18 protein-coding genes are annotated in these 17,918 nt (G+C 72.4%); 7 read left to right on the forward strand and 11 right to left on the reverse strand.

All coding sequences use genetic code 11. From position 1 onward, the window contains the following. Positions 1-7 precede the first annotated feature (7 nt). The 3 genes from CLV71_RS47490 to CLV71_RS05845 form a co-directional block, all read right to left on the reverse strand. On the reverse strand, positions 8-145 hold the full coding sequence (locus tag CLV71_RS47490) for a hypothetical protein (RefSeq protein WP_166663954.1): 138 nt from the start codon (positions 143-145) through the stop codon (positions 8-10). Then, the gene (locus tag CLV71_RS05840; protein WP_133901559.1) at positions 142-348 is read right to left on the reverse strand and encodes a hypothetical protein; all 207 of its coding nucleotides are present in this window, start codon (positions 346-348) and stop codon (positions 142-144) included. Before CLV71_RS05840 ends, CLV71_RS47490 begins: the two co-directional genes overlap by 4 nt. Before the next feature lie 114 nt (positions 349-462). Beyond that, positions 463-903: a hypothetical protein gene (locus tag CLV71_RS05845; RefSeq protein ID WP_208297406.1), complete on the reverse strand. Its 441-nt coding sequence runs from the start codon at positions 901-903 to the stop codon at positions 463-465. A gap of 249 nt (positions 904-1,152) precedes the next feature. On the opposite strand from CLV71_RS05845, the gene CLV71_RS05850 reads away from it, so the two are divergent. Both CLV71_RS05850 and CLV71_RS05855 read left to right on the forward strand, forming a co-directional pair. After that, positions 1,153-2,037 (forward strand): hypothetical protein, encoded by an 885-nt coding sequence (locus CLV71_RS05850; RefSeq protein ID WP_133901560.1) that lies wholly within the window; start codon positions 1,153-1,155, stop codon positions 2,035-2,037. A gap of 18 nt (positions 2,038-2,055) precedes the next feature. Then, positions 2,056-2,754, forward strand: coding sequence for an HAD family hydrolase (locus CLV71_RS05855; protein WP_133901561.1), 699 nt, complete (start codon positions 2,056-2,058; stop codon positions 2,752-2,754). 1 nt (position 2,755) lies between these two features. Here the strand turns inward: CLV71_RS05855 and CLV71_RS05860 are convergent, their stop codons facing one another. The 5 genes from CLV71_RS05860 to CLV71_RS05880 are packed head-to-tail and all read right to left on the reverse strand — an operon-like array spanning position 2,756 to position 8,601. Further along, positions 2,756-3,751 carry an alcohol dehydrogenase catalytic domain-containing protein gene (locus CLV71_RS05860; RefSeq protein ID WP_208297407.1) on the reverse strand — a complete coding sequence of 332 codons (996 nt, stop codon included), beginning with the start codon at positions 3,749-3,751 and terminating at the stop codon, positions 2,756-2,758. After that, positions 3,748-5,013 (reverse strand): aspartate aminotransferase family protein, encoded by a 1,266-nt coding sequence (locus tag CLV71_RS05865; protein ID WP_133901562.1) that lies wholly within the window; start codon positions 5,011-5,013, stop codon positions 3,748-3,750. Before CLV71_RS05865 ends, CLV71_RS05860 begins: the two co-directional genes overlap by 4 nt. Beyond that, positions 5,006-6,451 (reverse strand): trehalose-6-phosphate synthase, encoded by a 1,446-nt coding sequence (locus CLV71_RS05870; protein ID WP_133901563.1) that lies wholly within the window; start codon positions 6,449-6,451, stop codon positions 5,006-5,008. The genes CLV71_RS05865 and CLV71_RS05870 overlap by 8 nt, the downstream gene beginning before the upstream one ends. Further along, positions 6,448-7,356, reverse strand: a complete 909-nt coding sequence (locus tag CLV71_RS05875) for an SDR family oxidoreductase (RefSeq protein ID WP_133901564.1) — start codon at positions 7,354-7,356, stop codon at positions 6,448-6,450. Before CLV71_RS05875 ends, CLV71_RS05870 begins: the two co-directional genes overlap by 4 nt. Before the next feature lie 54 nt (positions 7,357-7,410). After that, complete coding sequence (locus CLV71_RS05880; RefSeq protein ID WP_166663955.1) at positions 7,411-8,601, reverse strand: MFS transporter; 1,191 nt, start codon at positions 8,599-8,601, stop codon at positions 7,411-7,413. A gap of 144 nt (positions 8,602-8,745) precedes the next feature. Between CLV71_RS05880 and CLV71_RS05885 the strand changes: the two genes are divergently transcribed. The 3 genes from CLV71_RS05885 to CLV71_RS05895 are packed head-to-tail and all read left to right on the forward strand — an operon-like array spanning position 8,746 to position 11,764. After that, complete coding sequence (locus CLV71_RS05885) at positions 8,746-9,705, forward strand: BadF/BadG/BcrA/BcrD ATPase family protein (protein WP_133901566.1); 960 nt, start codon at positions 8,746-8,748, stop codon at positions 9,703-9,705. After that, positions 9,702-10,670, forward strand: a complete 969-nt coding sequence (locus tag CLV71_RS05890) for a sugar phosphate isomerase/epimerase family protein (protein ID WP_133901567.1) — start codon at positions 9,702-9,704, stop codon at positions 10,668-10,670. The genes CLV71_RS05885 and CLV71_RS05890 overlap by 4 nt, the downstream gene beginning before the upstream one ends. Then, a complete protein-coding gene (locus tag CLV71_RS05895; protein ID WP_243866242.1) occupies positions 10,667-11,764 on the forward strand; it encodes a sugar phosphate nucleotidyltransferase in 1,098 nt (365 codons plus the stop codon). Before CLV71_RS05890 ends, CLV71_RS05895 begins: the two co-directional genes overlap by 4 nt. A gap of 15 nt (positions 11,765-11,779) precedes the next feature. Here the strand turns inward: CLV71_RS05895 and aroB are convergent, their stop codons facing one another. Both aroB and CLV71_RS05905 read right to left on the reverse strand, forming a co-directional pair. Continuing rightward, positions 11,780-12,967, reverse strand: a complete 1,188-nt coding sequence (aroB, locus tag CLV71_RS05900) for a 3-dehydroquinate synthase (protein ID WP_133901568.1) — start codon at positions 12,965-12,967, stop codon at positions 11,780-11,782. Between the two features lie 348 nt (positions 12,968-13,315). Next, positions 13,316-14,650, reverse strand: a complete 1,335-nt coding sequence (locus CLV71_RS05905; RefSeq protein WP_133901569.1) for an aminotransferase-like domain-containing protein — start codon at positions 14,648-14,650, stop codon at positions 13,316-13,318. Between the two features lie 87 nt (positions 14,651-14,737). Here CLV71_RS05905 and CLV71_RS05910 point away from each other — a divergent pair, with 87 nt between their 5' ends. Beyond that, positions 14,738-15,511, forward strand: coding sequence for an enoyl-CoA hydratase-related protein (locus tag CLV71_RS05910; protein ID WP_133901570.1), 774 nt, complete (start codon positions 14,738-14,740; stop codon positions 15,509-15,511). 154 nt (positions 15,512-15,665) lie between these two features. On the opposite strand, the gene CLV71_RS05915 is transcribed toward CLV71_RS05910, so the two are convergent. Continuing rightward, entirely contained in the window at positions 15,666-17,414 is a 1,749-nt protein-coding gene (locus CLV71_RS05915; RefSeq protein WP_133901571.1) for a TIGR03767 family metallophosphoesterase, read from the reverse strand. Between the two features lie 290 nt (positions 17,415-17,704). Here CLV71_RS05915 and CLV71_RS47495 point away from each other — a divergent pair, with 290 nt between their 5' ends. After that, positions 17,705-17,866, forward strand: coding sequence for a hypothetical protein (locus CLV71_RS47495; protein WP_166663956.1), 162 nt, complete (start codon positions 17,705-17,707; stop codon positions 17,864-17,866). The last annotated feature ends 52 nt before the right edge of the window (positions 17,867-17,918 follow it).

Below are 17,918 nucleotides of genomic sequence, written 5' to 3' on the forward strand. Positions count from 1 at the left end.
TCAGCACTCAGCTGGCGGTGGCGCCCGCACCGGTGAACCGCAGCAGTCCCGGCGAGGTGTTCGCCACGACGAGGAGCTCGACCCTGGCGCCCGCGGTGGGCAGCCCGCCGACGAACGGGCACGACCGCCGCCACCGCGTGATCATCCGCCGGCCCCTTCGGTTGCCTGGCAGCCCTCGGCGCCGAGGTGGTAGTCGAGGTGCAGGCCGGTGATGGTGAACGTGCCCGCGGCGGCCGACCCGGCGCTGATCGTCACGTCGGTGAACTCGGCCCGTCCCGACCGGTAGGCGTTCTCCCCGGAGCCGACCAGCAGGTCGACCAGGTTCAGCGCGCCGTCGACGAGTTCCATCTCCAGCACGTTCGTCGGCAGGGAGACACTACCGACGGAACAGCCGACCTCCGTGCCGCACTGACGAGATACTCCACACGCTGCCGACAGCGGCGCGAACGGATGGCAGCGCCGTCAGTGGGTGCGCTGGAGGCGCAGCGCCAGCGCGGTCGTCACGGCGAGCACGATGGTGCCGATCGACTCGACGACGAGGGTCGTCGGGACCAGGGTGAAGCCGAGGGTCTCGGTGATCCCGAAGAGGCCGACGGTCAGTGCCAGTACCAGCGCCAGCAGCGTCCCCACCATGAACAACAGGCTGAGCACGCCGGCCGGCAGCAGGAACCGCCGTGGTGCGGCGAGCATCGCGATGGCCAGGACCAGCCCGCCGATGGCGTTGAGGACGAACAACACGCCCAGCGTGCCACCCACCCCGTCGAAGACGAGGTAGAGGTGGATCCCGCCCATCGCGAGGAGGGCCACCGCGCTGACGATCCGCCAGACGACCGGCGAGAGCACTCCGCTCGGCCCGGCATGTGTGTAGTTCGAGCTTCCCGCTCCGGCGTCGATGGTTCCCATCGGAACCTCCCTTGGTCACAGCTCTCGTGTCGATGGCCCTTGCCCCGCACTACGCCTGCGTCCGTCGACAGGTTCAACCGCCGGTCGGCCAGGGGTCGTGAACCGACTTCACGGCCTGAACCGGACAGGTCTCGACTGAGGAACAAGAGGATCGTTTCGGGACCTCTCCCGCGCACGTGTGGTTAGCGTTCGGACACGGTGCGGAAGGCAGCCCGCGCACCGAACGCCAACCGAACGGAGCTGATCGGGATGAAGATCCGACCCGGCACCCTGTCCGCGCTCGCCGCGGCCGTGGTGCTCACCGGCTGCTCGATCGGGAACCCGACCTCCAGCGAGGTGTCCCTGCAGTACGGCAGCGGCCCGTTCGACTCGCGGAAGTTCGTCGAGTGCGAGACCGAGCGCGACGTCAGCGACGTGAACGACGACCACTACTACTACCCGAGCGGCCAGCGGGACTTCTCCTTCGGCGACGGCGACAAGATGGACTCCGCCGCGCTGACGTCCACCACCCAGGACTCCCAGGAGATCAAGGTGACGGGCACGGTCAAGTTCACCCTGAACACCGACTGCACCCCGTTCACCGACCCGACCGGCAAGGCCTGGCCGGGCGGCAAGCTGCAGATGTTCCACGAGCTGATCGCCTACAAGTACGACGCCGCGCCGACCGACGGCGGCGAGCAGATGAAGGAGGGCTGGTCGGCCCTGCTGCGCAACTACGTCGGCGCGGCACTGGACCGTGCGACCGACAACGAGGCGCTCAAGTACCCCTGGCAGAAGCTCTACACCGACGCACCGTCGAAGGCGCAGTGGGAGCGTGACGTCCTCGCGCAGCTGCCGAAGGTGCTCAAGAACCTCACCATGGGCGTCGACCTGATGACGATCAACTCGGTGCTGTTGCAGAAACCCGGCATCCAGCCGGACCTGATGGAGGGCCTGACGTCGAAGCAGGCGGCACAGCTGCGCAGCGAGGCGGCGGAGGTCGACAAGGAGGCGGCGGCGAACTTCCCCGGCGGCATCCCCGGTTACCAGGCCTACCAACAGCAGCAGGCGGTCAACGAGGCCATCAAGTCGGGCAAGGTGCAGGTGCTCCCGGTGCCGCAGGGCTCACCCGTGATCGTCTCGCCGACCAGGTGACCGGGTAGCGTCTGGACGATGGCCAGGAACGTGGACGCCGTACTGTTCGACTTCTCCGCCACCCTGTTCGACGACGCGGCGGTGTTGACCGTCACCGGGGTGCGGGCCGCCGCGGGTGAGCGCGGGGTCGCGCTGGACGACGAGCAGGCGGCGCGACTCGTCGAGGTGTCGCTGGCGACGGTGGACGCCCCCGCCGGACACGCACGCCGCGAAGGGTGTGACCGGTCGGCGGACCGGCACCGTACCGTGTGGACGGAGCTGCTGACCGAGGCCGCCACCGGGTTCCTGCCCGGCCAGGAACCCCGGACGCTCGCCGACGCGGTGTACGCCTGCCTGACCGACCCGCTGAGCTGGCGGGCCTACCCGGACACCGCCCCGGTGCTCACCTCCTTGCACCGGGCCGGAATCGCACTCGGCGTGGTGAGCAACATCGGCTGGGACATCCGACCCGCGTTCGCCGCGCTGGGGGTCGCCGAGCTGGTCACGAGCTTCACGCTGTCCTGCGAGCACGGCGCCGTCAAACCGGAGCCCGCGCTGTTCGAGGCAGCGTGCACACGACTGGGGGTACCGGCCGAGCGGGCACTGTTCGTCGGCGACGACCCGGTCAGGGACGGCGCGGCCACCGCCGTCGGCATGCCGGTGTACCTGCTGCCGAACCACCGTGCCGCGGACCGGCCCCGTGGGTTGGCTGCCGTGCTCGCCATCGCCGGGTGCTGAGCTACGGCAGCACGAGCGTCTTGCCGAGGAACCGCCCCGACGCCTGCTCCCGCAACACACCCGGCAGCTCGGCGAGCGGTACCTCGCACGTGATCATCCGCTCCACCGGCAGCGCGATGCCCGCCAGAGCCTCCACCGCCGCGCCGAAGTCGGCGGGCACCGTGCCGTAGCTGCCGGCGACCACCACCGGCTTGCCGCACCACCGCGTGGACACGGCGGACTCGGTGCGCCGCACGGTGTCCAGGTCGCAGTCGAGGCCCGCCAGCGCGTCACCTGGCTTGGTACCGCCATAAAGCAGCACCAGCCCACCCGGCACCACCACACGCAGCGCCTCGGCCAGCACCTCCGGTCGCACGAAACTGGTCGTGATCACCGCCGCGTCCACGCCGTCCGAAGCCAGCTCCGACAGCGGCCCGACCGGCACCTCCAGCACCCGCCGCTCCCGCAGGAACTCGGTCCGATCGCCACCACGGTTGCCGACGACCACCGACGCCCCACCGGCGTGCGCCAGCCCCGCCGCCAGCACCCCGGCGGTCCCCGCGCCGAGCACGGCCAGCCGCAGATCCCGAAGCGGTCTGCCGAGATCCATCGTGAGCACGGAAAGACAGTGCCGCACACACGCGACAGGCTCGGCGAACACCAGCCGCCGCGCGGACAACCCGTCCGGCAGCACGGGCAACGCCGCCACCAACCGTTCGACCGGCCCGGCCACCCACATCTCCGTGGCGAACCCCGAACCCCGCCGCACCGCGGGCACGTTCGGGTCCAGGCCGACCCTGCGGCCGGGAGGCAGCCCCGGCACGTCCGACTCCGTCACCACCCCGACGATCTCGTGGCCGAACTGGCTCACGCCGTGCCTCGCCCCCGTCACCTCCTTGAGGTCCGACCGGCACAGCCCGGCCAGCTCGATCCGCACCAGCACCGCGGGACCGTCCGGCGGGCGCCGCGCAGGCTCGTGCGACAGCACGGGTCCCGCGGGCCCCAGCTCCACTCTCACGGCAGCTCGTCCAGCGCCGCCCCGAACCGGTCGGCGATCAGGTGCGCGTCGGCCGTGCTCAGCACCAGCGGCGGCCGCAGCTCGATCACGTTGCCCAACCCGTGTTCGGACACCCGCGTGATCACGCCCTGGCGGTGCAGCTCCTTGTTGAACGCGTGCGTCTCGGCCACCGCCTTGCCGCCGTCCGGCGTGATCAGCTCCACCCCCAGCATCAGGCCGAGGCCGCGAACGTCCCCGACGATCGGGTGATCCGCCCGCAGCGCGCGTAACCGGTCCAGCAACACCGCGCCGCTGGCACGCACGTTCTCCAGGAAACCCGGGCGCTGCACGATCTCCAGCGTCTTCACCGCGGCCGCCGCGGACAGTGTGTGCCCGCCGTAGGTGAACCCGTGCAGCGAACGGTCCCAGCCGCTCATGCGTTCCTCGGTGAGGATCGCGGCGAGCGGCAGGCCGCTGCCGGTCAGTCCTTTCGAGACGGTCATGATGTGCGGCGAGACGCCGAACGTGTCGGCGGCGAACATTTGCCCGGTGCGGCCGAACGCGGTCTGGATCTCGTCGAAGATCAGCAGGATGTCCCGCTCCTCGCAGAACGCCTTCAGCTCGGCGAGGTAACCGGGTGGCGGGATCACGTTGCCGCCGACGCCGCTCACCGGCTCGATGATCAGGCATGCCACGCTGCCGGAGCTGGCGTAGTCGATGAAGTCGTCGATGCGTTGCACACACCAGAAACCGCACGTGTCCGGGTGCTGCCGGTAGAAGCAGCGGAAGCAGTACGGCTCCGGCACGTGCACCGAACCCGGGAACCGGTACGGGAACGGCGCCCGCATCCGGCTGCTGCCACTCAGGCTCGCCGCGGCCAGCGTCTGGCCGACCTGTCCTCGGAACGGCACGATCACGTCCCGTTTCCCCGTGTGGTGCTGGGCGATCTTGATCGCGCCCTCGTTCGCCGTCGAGCCGCCGGAGCTGCGCAGGTTCACCCTCGTCAGGTTCTCGGGGCTGATCCTGACCAGCTCCCGCATCACCTCGTTGGTCGGCTCGGTCTGGAACGACGAGCTGGCGAACACCAGCCGCTCGGTCTGCTCCCTGATCGCGGCCATCACCTCGGGGTGGTTGTGCCCGAGCAGCAGGTTGAAGGTGCCGGACACGCAGTCCAGGTACTCGCGGCCGGTGCTGTCCCACGCACGCACCCCCGACCCGCCGACCAGCAGCGCGTCGCCGAGCTGGTACTGCGCGACGTCCTGGGGATCCAACGCGTCAGCCATGGCTGTCCTCGTGGTCCTCCGCGAGGCCGTCGAGCTGGGCACGCACCCACTCCTCGAGCGTCCACGGCGCGGCCACCTCACGCCTGCGCTTCGCGGCCGCCGCCCGTTCCTCCGCGGGTGCGGTGAGCCCGGCCCGGATCGCCTCGGCCTGCTCGACCAGGTCGAACGGGTTCACCGTCCGGCACACGGGTGCGAGCACCTCGGCGGCGCCGCACATCTCGGACAGCACCACGTCGGCGTCCCTCGTGTTGACCAGCGGGGCCTCGAACGTGCTCAGGTTCTGCCCGTCCACGGTGGAGTTGAAGACGAGCAGGTCGGCGCGCTCGAAGCAGGCGATCGTGTGGTCCACCTCGTTGTCGCAGTGGCTGCGCACCCGGTCGCCGCCCAGCTCGCGGTTGGCCTCCGCGACCGCGTCCTCCACCCGCCGCTTGTAGTCGGCGTTCGCGTCAACGTAGAGCCGGTTGGGGTTCATCCGGACCAGCAGCCTGACCGAGCCCAGTCGTTCGTCCCCGCGAACCGCCATCACGAACGCCCGCACCGCACGCACCGCGTTCTTCATCGGGTCCGTTCGTCCACTGTGGACGACCAGGGGGTCGGCGCCCGCCCACTCCTCGACACCGTCGGGCAACCGGGGCGCGCGACCGCGCAGGGCGAGCGGGCTGTAGCCGAGCGGCATGGCCCGCACCCGGCACCGGTGGCCCCGCCAGTGCACGACGCCCGCCTCCCGGTCGACCTCCGCGTCCGGCAGCAGATCCGCGACACAGTCGAGGAAGTTGCGCACCCACCGCCACGCGAAGAACCCGATCGTGGTGGCGGGCAGCATGCTCTCGACCAGCGCGGTGCGCACGGGCTTCGGCAGGATCCGCCAGTAGTCCGCCGACGGCCACGGGATGTGCACGAACAGCAGCACCGGCGCGTCCGGGCGCCGCTGCCGCAGCAACGCGGGCACGCCGATGAGCTGGTAGTCGTGCACGAGGTATACCGGGTCGGCCACCTCGGCGGAGGCGCCGAGCAGCGCGCCCGCGAAGTCCTCGGTGAACCTGGCGAAGTGGTCCATCGCCGTGTAGGTCTCCTCGCCGAACGTGGGCGTTGTCCACCGGTCCCAGCCGTAGTTGTTGGCCGCCCACAACAACTCCGCGGTGAGCAGGTTCTGCACCACGGCGAAGGTCTCCCGGTCGTGGCGCAGCAGCCGGATGCGGATGTCCCGCCCGGACGGCAGCCGGACCTCCAGCCCGTCCGGGTGCTCCGCGGCGGCTTCGCGGTCCTCGTCGGTGTCCGCGCTGGCGATCCAGGACACGCCGAGGATGCCGGCCTGGTCGGCCACCACGTTGCCGGTGCCGCCGGGCGCCAGCCACGGGCGGAGCGCTCCGGTGTCGGGGTCGGGCGCGAAGCTCACCGCGGCGCGCTTGCTGGCCAGGAACAGGTGGCGATCGGTCACGGGGACGTTCCTCCGGTGGTGATCAGGCGGCTGCTGGCGGACAGGACGTCGACCGGGTCGAGGCCGGTCAGCTCACGCAGTGCCCCGGCCCGTTCGCTGTGCAGGCAGGCGTTGCGCGGGCGGCACGCGTAGGCGCTCTCGGTCCTCGGCACGGGCCGGATCAGTGCCGGATCGGCGTCGCACGCGGTCGCGAGGTGCTGGGCCCACGCCAGCCTGGTGAGCCTGCGGGGACCACCGAGGTGCAGCACGCCGGTGTGGTCGGTGCCCAGCAGTGCCGCGGTCCAGGCGGCCACGTCGTCGACGAGTACCGGGCTGTTCCAGTGGTCGGCGGGCACCGGCACCGGCAGGCCCGCACGCATGCGTTGCACGCACGTGGTGAGGAAGTTCGGGCGCAGGCCCGCGGGGTCCCAGCCGTAGACGAGGCTCACCCGCAGCACCAGTGCCGCGCCGGTGGCCAGGAACCTGTCCTCCGCGGCCAGCTTGGCGCGCCCGTAGGCGTTGGCCGGCTCGGGTGGCTCCGACTCGGCGCAGCTGTCCTTGTGTCCGGAGAAGACGTTGTCGGTGGAGATCAGCAGCGCCCGCCTGCCGTCGAGCGCGGCGGCGAGGTGTGCGGCGCCACCCGCGTGCGCGTCGGCGGCCTCGTCCGGGTGCTCCTCGCACCAGGTGATGTCCGACGGGCCGTGCACCACGACAGCCGCGTCCGGTCGCAGTTCGGCGATCCGCGTGCGCACCTGTGCCGCGTCGCCGACGTCGAGCGGGGACCAGGGCAGGTCGGCGGTCTCCGGGGTGGCCGGGCGGCGGCGCGAACTCAGCGTCGGTTGGTGTCCCGCCGCCCGCAACTGGTGGGCCACGTGCGAGGCGAGGTAACCCGCCCCAACCACCAACACCCGTAAGGGCTCACCCACCCGAGCCTCCCAGGGCAGATTGGTGACGTTCCGTGTCGAATTGCGCCGCCAGAGTCACGATAGCGTAGGAGGTGTCACCTCTGCAGGGTGAAGATCGGGTTGCGGCAGCAGTCGGAGCACCTGGGCGCCGAGCAGCACGACCAGCCCGAGCGCCGCCACCACGCCCAACGCGGGCGGCAGGCCGATCCCCGCGGCCAGCAGTCCGACGAGTGGCGGGCTGGCGAGGAAACCCGCGTACGCGGTCGTCGTCACCACGGAGATCGCGGTCGACCTGCGTCCCGGCTCCACGGACCTGCCCACGGCGGCGAGCAGCGTGGGCACCATCGGTGCCAGACCGATCCCGGCGAGCGCGAAGCCCGCGAGCGTCAGGACGGGCAGGCCCGCGAACGCACCGACGGCCAGGCCGCAGCCCCCGACCACCGCGCCGATCCGCACCAGCGTCGCCTCCGCGAACCGATCACCCCTCCACTGCGCGAGCATCCGGCCGGCGGACAGACCCGCCATGTACGCGGCAGGCCCGGCGCTGCCCAGCAGCGGTCCGGTGCCGAGGTCCTGCTGGAGGTGCACCGCGCCCCACTGCTCGACCGCGTTCTCCATCAGCAGCACGGTCGCCGCGACCGCACCGACCCACAGGAGCGGCCGCAGCCAGCGCGACCCGGTCACGGGCAGGGCGGTCTCGTCCGGGGCGTCGGCGCCCTGCCAGCCACGCCGGTCGACCGCGAGTGCCGCGCTGACCAGCACCAGCGCCGCGACCACGAACAACACCACCTGCCTGCTGACGTCAAGCTGCCTGGCGAGGCCCGCGGCGGGCCCGGCGAGCACCATGGCGAGCGGGGTCGCCGCGTGCACCTTGTTGAACAGCCGCACGCCGTCCCGGGCCTCGTGCGCGGCGGTGGTCGCGTTCAGCGCCACCTCGATCCCGCCGCTGCCCGCGCCGACCAGCAGCAGTGCGACGACGAACAGCGGCACCGAAGTGGTGAACGCCGTCAGGGTGATGCCTGCCGCGAACACCACCGTCGCGGCAGGCAGGGTGTGCTGCGCGAAGCGGTCGGCGAGCCTGCCGGTGAACACCATGGCGGGCACCGCGGCGACCGGCACGGCGAACAGCGAGAGGCCGAGCCCCCTGGTGTCGAGTTCGAGTGCGTCCTTGAGGTCGGGGATGAGTGCGGCCCAGCCGCCCCAGAACACCCCCCAGGTCGCGGCAACCGCCAGCAGCCCGAGTACTCCTCCGGTCCTCCCGCGCACGTGACCTCCGTGTCCCGCGTCGCCGCGATCTTCCGGCACGGTGCGTGACCGTACCGGTGCTCACGATAGCCACGTTTGCCCGATTACCCGGAAGCGCGGCTTCGGTAGCGTTGCTGACGGACGGCGACAGGGAGGTGGCCAGGGGTGCGGTGCTGGGCGGTCGACGCCGGGGGCAGCTGCACGACGGCCATGGCCGAGGGCGGTCACCGGTGGGGCGTGGGCTCGATCAACCCGGCGTCGGTGGGCGCGGCGGCGGCGGACGCCGAGCTGAGCGCGTTGTTCGCGGTGCTGGCCGACAATCTCGGCCCCCGACCGGTGTTCGGCTGGCTCGCGACCGCCACCGTGGACGCGGACGCCCCGGAACCGGAGCTGGCACGGCTGACGGCGTTGGCCACGGTGGCGGGCCTGACCGGCACACTGGTGATCTCCCGGGACATCGTGCCGCTGCTGGCCGCGCGTCCGTTGTGCGGCAGGGGAGTGGCGGTGGTGTGCGGCACGGGGTCGGGCTTCCTGGCCGGCGACGGATCGCACCCGCCCGTGTCCGTTGGCGGGTGCGAGTACCTGGGCAGCGACGAGGGCAGCGGCTTCGACATCGGCTTGGCAGGGCTGCGGGCGGCGGTGCGCGGCTCGGACGGCCGAGGCCCGAGGACACTGCTCGCTCAGGAACTGACGGCGAACTCGGCTGGGGCGATCACCGACCTGGCCCGCACGCTGGCCGCACGCCCGTTCCCGAAAGCCGCGGTTGCCGCTCTGGCGCCGGCGGTGTGCCGCTGCTGGCTCGCAGGCGACGCGGTGGCAGGGGCGATCGTCGACCGGGCACTGGACGAGCTGGTCGCCGGCGTGCGTGCGGCCAGGGACCGCGCGGGGCTCGGGGGCGGCACGTGGTCGGCGGTGCTGTCGGGCGGGGTGTTCCGTGGCTGCCCGGAGTTCGCCGCCGCGCTCGCGGGGCGCCTGACCGACGAACTGGGCGCCACACCGCGCCCCGCGGTGGTCGACGACCCGGTCGCGATGGTGCTCGCCGCCGCCACCACACACCGAGACGAGTTCCCAAACACCCTCGCGGGCCGCTGGGCATGGCCCCGCGAACTCGGGACGGCCCCATGAGCGAGACACCCGCGCCCGTCGAGGTCGGTCTGTGCCTCGCCGCGTTGTCGCCGCTCGGGCTGGCCGGCGCGGTCACCGTCGCGGCGGACGTCGGCGTCGAGGTTGTCGACCTGCCCGCGGACCGTTGCTTCGGGCTCACCGACGCCGACCGGCTCACCGACACCGACCACCACCGTGAGCTCGCCGACGTGCTGCGGGCTGCGGGTGTGCGCGTCGGGTGTGTGAGCAACAGCCGCGACACCCAGCTCGTGCTCGGGCCGCACGGGCCGCACACCGACCCGGTGTTCGCCGGTTCCCCCGCCGACAAACGCGAGTACGGCCAACGCGCCGCGCTCGGCACCGTCGCGCTGGCCGCCGGGATCGGGGCGCCGCAGGCGCGGCTCATGCTGGGCGTGCCGGACCTCGGCAGGTGGCTGTCCTGGTGGGGGAGCGAGGTCTCCTGGCGGGACAACGTCTCCGCCTGGACCGAGGCGGCCGCACCAGCGCTCGCGCTCGCCCGCGAGACCGGCGTGCGGGTCGTCGTCGAGCCGCACCCCAAGCAGGTGGTCTACGACCCCGCCAGCGCGCGGGCACTGCTCGACGCCGCGCCGGACGTCGGGCTGTGCCTCGACGTCGCCAACATGGCCGCGGTCGGGCACGACCCCGTGCACGCCGTCGGCTGCTGGGGTGACCGGCTCGCCGCGGTGCACGCCAAGGACCTTCAGGTGTGGCGGCAGCCGAGTGACCCGCGCGGTGCCGGGTGGTCCCGGTACGGCCCCGGCCCGCCGATCCGGTTCCGGGCGCTCGGGTGCGGCGAGCTGCCGTGGGCACGGACGGTCGCCGCCCTGCTCGACGAGGACTACCGAGGAGTGATCTACGTGGAGCACGAGGACGCCCTGCTCCCGACCCGGCAGGGCATCGGCACGTCCGTGGCGGCACTGCGCACGCTGCTGCCGGCAGGCACACCACAGGGGCGCACCTGGTGAGCGCACTGGAAGGCGTGCGTGCCGGCCTGCTCGCCGGCGGTCTCGGCGAACGGATGGGCCGGCTCACCGACGGGCTGTGCAAGCCGCTCGTGCCCTACGCCGCGTCCTGCCGGCTGGTCGACTTCAGCCTGGTCAACGCCGTCCGATCGGGCGTGCCCGAGGTCGTGCTCCTGTCGCTGCACCGCGAGTCCGACCTCGCGCGGCACCTGCTGGCGCACTGGACCGGCCACCCCGGCACCCGCATCCACTTCGGGCCCCACGACGAGCTGCTCCGGTCGGCAGGCGGCCTCGCCGAGGGCGAACCCCTGCCCCCGAGGCCGCCGGAGCACGGCACCGCCGACGCGTTGCTGACCAACGCCGAGTACCTCCTCGCGCCGGGCGCGCGGGACGTGCTGGTGCAGCACGCGGACCACGTGTACCTGCTGGACTACGCGCCGATGGTGGCCGCGCACCGCGAGTCGGGCGCCGACTGCACCATCGGCGTGCAGCGGATCGAGCGCCGGTACGTGTCGCTGTTCGGCATGGTCGAGGTGGACGACGAACTGCGGGTGCGCGCACTGGTCGAGAAGCCGGCCGAGCCGACCTCCGACCTCGTCTTCACGGCGTTCGGCCTGTTCCGCATCGACACCCTGCGGGAGGTCCTCGACGAGCTGACCGCGCTCGGGGAGGACGGCTGGCAGCACGACATCAGCAAGGACGTCCTGCCACACATGATCGCGACCGGCCGGCGCGTGTCGGCGTTCCCGATCTCCTGCTACTGGGCGGACATCGGCACCGTGGAGCGCTACCGGGTCGAGCAGCTCAAGCTCCTCGACCTGCCGATGGACCCGCAGGCCATGCCGCGCACGCTGTCCAGCGCGGCGCCGACGTACCTGCCCGGGTGCAACAGCCTGGTCGGCGCGCCCGTGCCGCCGGGCGCGGTGGTGGAGGGCAGCGTGCTCCACCCGGGCTCCCGGGTGGAGCCGGGAGCCGAGGTGCGCGGGTCCATCGTGCTGCCCGGCGCGACGGTCGCCGAGGGCGTGACGGTGGCCGACTCCATCGTGCTCGCCGGGGAGACCGTCACCGAGGACCGGCACGGCCTCGCGCACGTCTGACCGTCTACCGAGGACTCAGCCGGCCTGTCGGTACCCGGTGGCGTCGGCCGTGATCGCGGCCCGGATCTCGTCCTCGGTGACGTCGTCGGCGATCACCGTCTCGCCGAGCGCGGCAGGCAGGACGAAGCGCAGCACGCCGTCGCGGATCTTGCGGATCTGCCGCAGTGCGCCGATCGTGGCCGTCACGTCCAGCTCGACGGGCAGGTCGTCCAGCACGACGGGGAGACCGACCGCGGCAAGCAGGTCGACCAGGCGTGCCCTGGTCCGCCAGTCCAGCAGTCCTCGCCGCTCGGCGATCCGTGCCGCGCACGCCATGCCGAAGGCGACCGCCTCTCCGTGCAGGATCGGGCCGTAGTCGGTGACGGTCTCCACCGCGTGGCCGACGGTGTGCCCGAAGTTCAAGGGGCGCCGCAAATCCCGCTCGTACGGGTCCTTGGCGACGAGCCTGGTCTTGACGACGCTCGCGCCGTGCACGAGGCGGGCCGTGGTCGCCGGGTCGCCGTCGAGGATCGCGGGGTGGCGGTGCTCGATGAACTCGAACAGCTCCGGCGACGCGATGACCCCTTTCTTGATCACCTCGGCCAGCCCGGACCGGAGCTGCCTGCGGTCGAGCGTGCGCAGGTAGGAGACGTTGGAGACAACGGCTTTCGGGTGGTAGAAGGCCCCGATGAGGTTCTTGGCGGTGTGGTGGTCCACCGCGACCTTGCCGCCGAGCGCCGCGTCGACGTGCGCGAGCAGCGTGGTCGGCACGTTGATGTAGGGCACGCCACGCATGTAGGCGCTGGCCACCCAGCCGACGGTGTCGATCACCACCCCGCCGCCGACGGCGAGCACGACGTCCCGGCGGGCCAGTGCGGTGCCGGCCAGCCAGTCGAGCAGCTGCGTGGCCGTGGTGAGGCTCTTGCTGGCCTCGCCGGCGGGGAACGAGGTCGCGGTGACGGACAAGCCGTTGTCGGCCAACATCTCCGCGAGCCGTCGCGCGTGCAGCCTCGTCACCGTGTGGTCACTGATCAGCGCCACCCGCCTGCCGTCGATCTCGGCGCGGAGCCGCTCGACCGCGGCCTCCTCCGTGCGACAGACGGAAACCGTGTACCGATCGTGCCGGTTCGCGGTCGTGACCAGGTCCTCTTCCGAGCTGCGCGGTAACGGAACCTGCTCGCGCACCCGGACGTGTGCCACCACCCGTCCAGCACCCCCAGACATTCACTCCACTGTGGACAAACAGAGGATTCTCTTCTCCCATCGTAGTGATATCTGGATCGTCCGCCCGACGAGTGACGATCAGTACCTGTTCGGCCCAACCCGGCCCGGCGTGCTAAGCGCAGAGTCAACAACAGTGCGCCAACCGAGTGACGCCCCGCCAAGCGCCGGACAGTTACCCGCCGGACGACAAGGGCTGGCAACACCTGCCCCGCTGACATCCAGTCCTCTGTGTACTCATACACCTGTCCCAAGCAGCAGGAGATCCCGCAGGGGCGACCCGGCCGACTTCCAGCTCACCGCGGCCACGACTCCCGACCGCCGTTCCCGGGTGAGCCGACGTAGCGCGCCTCAGGGCGGGAACCCGTCGAGCACCTGCCTGAGCCCGCGAAGTGCCGGTGCGAGTTCGGCACGCGCGGTGCCGCCCAGTGCGATCCGCAGCGCGCGGGGCGGGTGAGGCGTGGTCGAGAACGCGGCGGCGGTGGCGACGAGGATGCCCGCGTCCGCGAGGGCGGCGGCGACCGCCGCGGTGTGCAGGTGGGGCGCGAGGCGCACCCAGCAGGAGTACGAGACGGGATGCGCGGTGACGTCCAGGCCCGCCAGCTCCTGACGGGCGATCGTCTGGCGGGCGGCGGCATCCACGCGGCGCTCGCGTTCCCGCCGCGCCACGGTGCCGTCGGCCAGCCAACCGCGGACCAGCGTCGTGACGATCGTCGGGAGCCCCCAGGTGGACGCCCGCAGCACGGTCCGCGCGGCGTCCACCCGGTGCGGCGGCAGCACGGCGAACCCGAACCGCAGACCGGCCGCGACGTTCTTCGACAGGCTCGCCAGGTAGCAGGTCCGTTCCGGGGCGTACGTCTGCAGCGGCGGCGGTGCGTCGGGGTCGAGGTAGGCGTAGGTGCCGTCCTCGACCAGCAGCAGGTCGCGGGTCCTCGCGATGTGTGCGAGCCGCTCGCGCTGTTCGTGGTCGAGCACCCAGCCCAGCGGGTTGTGCAGGGTAGGGATCACGTACGCGGCGCGGACGGGCCGGTCGCGGCAGAGGCGGTCGAGGGCCTCCAGGTCGGGGCCGCTCGGGGTGACGGGGACCGGCGCGAGGTCCAGGCCCTGGACACCCGCCACCAGCTTGAGTCCCGGGTAGGTCAGGGCGTCGACCGCGACGACGTCGCCGGGGCGCGTCGTGCACCGCAGGATCGTGTCCAGCGCGTGCTGCGCCCCGCCCGTGAGCACCACCTGGGCCGGCGGGACGTCCAGGCCACGGTCGAGCAGGTGCGTCGCGACGGCGGCCCGGTCGGCCGTGCGCCCGGCGGGCGGTGACTGGCGCAGCAACGCCTCCGCGTCGCCGGCGCCTGCGAGGTCCCGCAGTGCCTGCCGGAGCCCGTCTGCCTCTCCCGGCGAGGTGGGCTGGTTGAACGACAGGTCGGCTGTCCTGGGTACCGCGAGCACCCGGCTCGGTTCCGGCCCGTCGAAGCCGGAACGGTCCCGGACGAACGTCCCCCGGCCGGGCTCGCCGACCACCAGCCCGGCCGCCTCCAGCTCGGCGTAGGCGCGGGTCGCGGTCGCGAGGGCGATCCCGCGCTGCCGGGCGAGCGCGCGGTGGGTGGGCAGCCGGGTGCCGGGGGTGAGCGTGCCGGCGCGGATCGCGGCCGCGAGGTCGTCGACGACCGGCTTGTAGCTCGGGATGCGCACCCCGCCACTGTATCCAGGACAATTCGTCGATTGTCCTGCTTTCGAGGTTCTAGCGTGGCGTCGACCACGCGTTCCCCAGGAGGCTCCGTGACCGTCCACGTCCAGCAGGACGACGACCTCGCCGTCGTCACCATCGACCGCCAGGCCAAGCTCAACGCGCTCGACTATGCCACCATCGACGAGCTGCGCGCCGTGCTCGATCGCCTGGAGGCCGACGACGCGGTGCGGGCGGTGATCCTCACCGGCGCGGGCGACCGGGCGTTCAGCGCCGGGGCCGACATCCCGTCGCTCGCGGGGAGCATCGCGGCGGGTCCGGAGCGGGCGTTGCGTGAGATCGTCCGTCGCGGACAGGGCCTGACCCGGCGGATCGAGGAGCTGGCGAAGCCGGTGATCGTGGCGGTGAACGGCCTCGCCTACGGCGCGGGCTGCGAGATCACCGAGGCCGCGCCACTCGCGATCGCCGCCGACCACGCCACGTTCGCCAAGCCGGAGATCACCCTCGGCTTCCCGCCGCCGTTCGGTGGTTCGCAGCGCCTGCCCCGGCACGTCGGGCGCAAGCGTGGCCTCGAGCTGGTCCTGACCGGTGACCCGGTCGCCGCGACGCGGGCGGCCGAGCTGGGTCTGGTGAACCAGGTCGTCCCGGCGCCTGAGCTGATGGCGGCCGCGCGGGCGCTCGCCGCGAGGATCACCCGGCACGCACCGGATGCGGTGGCCGCCTGCCTGCGTGCGGTGACCCGGGGCATCAACCTGCCGATCGACGAGGCGCTCTCGGTCGAGGCGGCCTGCTTCGCGGGCACACTGGGGACCGACGGCGTCCGCGACGGGCTCGCCCGGTTCCTGACGCGCTCCGCCCCGGCCTGAACCACCGGTCCGAGCACGGAGTCGGCGTTCTGTGCCGACCACGTGGTCGGCACAGAACGACGCCGCTCGACACACCCGGTCTCGGCGTGAGCGGCGTTGCCGTCGATGCCTCCTCGGCCTCGGGCGGACGCGGCCTCGACGGTTGGCGAGCCGGCTATCCCACCGCTGTGCGGAAGGGTGTCGGCACGAGCAGTTCCACGTTGCGGTCGGAGACCGACCCTCGGCGGCCGTCCTCGCCGGGTACCGGACGTTCCCTGGACTGCCAGTCGTTGCCCGCCAGCTCCCTGGCCAGCGCGGCGAGCGCCGTGGGGGAGTCCAGTCGCCGCCCGGGGTTCGCGGGTGCGTCCATGTCCACGATCGTGGCGAAGATGGACAGGGTGCCGTCGGCGTTGTCGACCAGCTCCAGCACCCGGGACTGTTGCGGCCAGTCGATGTGGGCGGCCGTGTTGACCTCCCAGAAGCCGCCGCCGGCCGCCGCCCGGTGGGGGATCACGGTGTTGCGGTGGGTGTGCCCGTTGACCCACAGCACCACGTTCGGGAAGCGCAGCAGCAGGTCGCGGACGCCCGCACCGTCGACCCGGCCCGGTTCGCCGACGACGTTGTCCATCGAGCCGACGGTGTGGTGGCTGAAGATCACGAAGAGCCGGTTCCCGCGGCGGTGGCCGGGTGTGCTGCTGCCCTCGGTCAGCTCACGTTCGAGCCACGCGTACTGCGCGGCGTCGATGGAGCCCTCCGAGCCGCCGTTGGGGTTGACCGTGTCGAGCACAATGCCGCGCACCAGCCCCTGGTCGAACGCGTAGTAGGCGTTGCCGGTGTCCAGGTTCCACCGGCCGAAACCGTGCCCCCTCGGCGACGACGTGGTGGCGAAGTGCTCGCGGATCGTCTCGACGCGGCTCACGAACCGCCGGTCCGGGTCCGCGGTGACCGTGCGCGCCGGACCGCCCAGCAGGGTCGCGAGGCCACGCGGGTCCAGCGTCTGCAGCTGCTGGGCGAGGACGATGACGTCGGTGCCCGGCGGCAGGTCGACGATCTTGCGGTCGCCGACGGCCAGTGGCGCCAGCGCGGGGACCGGCGGCAGGTTCCCCTGGATCAGACCGTCGTGGTTGCCGTAGGCGGTGAGCCACGGCATGTCCAGGCCTGCCGCGCGGAACGGCCGCCGCGCCGCGTCGAGCAGCCCCGGCACGGTCGGGAAACCGTAGCGGGCACGCGGTAGGTCGTCCTGCTGACCGGCGGGCGTGCCGTCCGGGTGCCAGTACCGCACGTCGTAGGACGTCTGGTCGGCGACGCCCTCGTAACGCGTCAGGTCGCCGGAGTCGGGCCGCACCCGCCGCCCGTCGAGCAGGTCGATGTACCAGCGCAGCTCGTTGTGCTGCACGTTGTCCACGTTGTCGCCGGTCGCGATGGTGAACGCCAGCCGCAGCCCTGTCGCGGGCCCTAGCCCGACCCGGTTCATCGCGCGCACCATGGCGTCGCTGATGTGCGCGGACAGGAACTCGTGCGCCCGGTAGGACGACTCGAACGGCAGCAGACTCGCGAACGGCGAGTCGGGATCGTTGTAGCGGTCGAGGAACTCCACCCGGGCAGGCGACTGGGTGTCCATCGCGTGGATGTCGGTGAGCTGTCCGAACGCGACGATCGCGCGACCCCGGCCGTGGTGCCCGCCGCCCCGGCGGGCGGTGGTCAGCAGTTCGTCGCGGACCAGATGTGGTTCGCCCGGCCCACGCACGATCGGCCGGTACCCGCCCGCGCCCGGCGGGCCGAGCAGCAGGGTGCGGTCCAGCGTGGTGTTCTCGGGGTGGAGGCGCCGGGGGTCCGCGTAGGCGGTGCCGCCCAGCGCTCCCGTGGCCGCCACGGCGGCGCCGAGCGTTCCGACGCGCAGGGCGTCCCGTCGGCTCAGCACCATCGCCGCCTCCTGACGTCGCGAACGTCGAAGCATTGAACGTCAAAAGGCGACGAAGGTCAACGTCGACCGCACCGAGCGAAACGGCCGGCAACGCGGTCAGGACAGGTGGTCGAACCGTGCGACGACGGCGTCGCCGCGCAGGACGGTGCCCGCCCACGGTAGTGCTGGCCGGACAACGCGTCCGAGGCCCGGCGGCGCGAGAACGTGAGCGCGACCCGGTCGCCCTGGTGGACGGGGACCGGTTCCCGCACCGGCAGGTACGCGTGCTTCCAACTGTCCGACGCCGTGCCGTGTTCGATGTCGTCGCCGGAGATGTCGAGCACCTGCACAACCCGGGCATCAGCGTGCACTGGGAGGGGCCGTGGGCGTCGGGCTTCCCGGTCGTGGACCAGCACACCTCCGACTGGACCGACGACCTGCTGAAGACGGCCGCGGAGCCACGTTCCTCCTGACCGGCGGGCGAGGCGCGGAGCAAGCGTGCCGCCGGTCGCGGTCATGGCGACC

This window comes from Actinophytocola oryzae (assembly GCF_004364325.1).
In the GTDB taxonomy this organism is placed as follows: Bacteria; Actinomycetota; Actinomycetes; order Mycobacteriales; family Pseudonocardiaceae; genus Actinophytocola; species Actinophytocola oryzae.

What these genes read in the sequence shown, in the direction of transcription:
- CLV71_RS05890 (WP_133901567.1), top strand. Translation starts at nt 9,702, where the DNA reads ATGAGCGAGACACCCGCGCCCGTCGAGGTCGGTCTGTGCCTCGCCGCG.
- CLV71_RS47490 (WP_166663954.1), bottom strand. Translation starts at nt 145, where the DNA reads ATGATCACGCGGTGGCGGCGGTCGTGCCCGTTCGTCGGCGGGCTGCCC.
- CLV71_RS05855 (WP_133901561.1), top strand. Translation starts at nt 2,056, where the DNA reads ATGGCCAGGAACGTGGACGCCGTACTGTTCGACTTCTCCGCCACCCTG.
- CLV71_RS05915 (WP_133901571.1), bottom strand. Translation starts at nt 17,414, where the DNA reads ATGGTGCTGAGCCGACGGGACGCCCTGCGCGTCGGAACGCTCGGCGCC.
- aroB (WP_133901568.1), bottom strand. Translation starts at nt 12,967, where the DNA reads ATGTCTGGGGGTGCTGGACGGGTGGTGGCACACGTCCGGGTGCGCGAG.
- CLV71_RS05840 (WP_133901559.1), bottom strand. Translation starts at nt 348, where the DNA reads ATGGAACTCGTCGACGGCGCGCTGAACCTGGTCGACCTGCTGGTCGGC.
- CLV71_RS05850 (WP_133901560.1), top strand. Translation starts at nt 1,153, where the DNA reads ATGAAGATCCGACCCGGCACCCTGTCCGCGCTCGCCGCGGCCGTGGTG.
- CLV71_RS05845 (WP_208297406.1), bottom strand. Translation starts at nt 903, where the DNA reads ATGGGAACCATCGACGCCGGAGCGGGAAGCTCGAACTACACACATGCC.
- CLV71_RS05865 (WP_133901562.1), bottom strand. Translation starts at nt 5,013, where the DNA reads ATGGCTGACGCGTTGGATCCCCAGGACGTCGCGCAGTACCAGCTCGGC.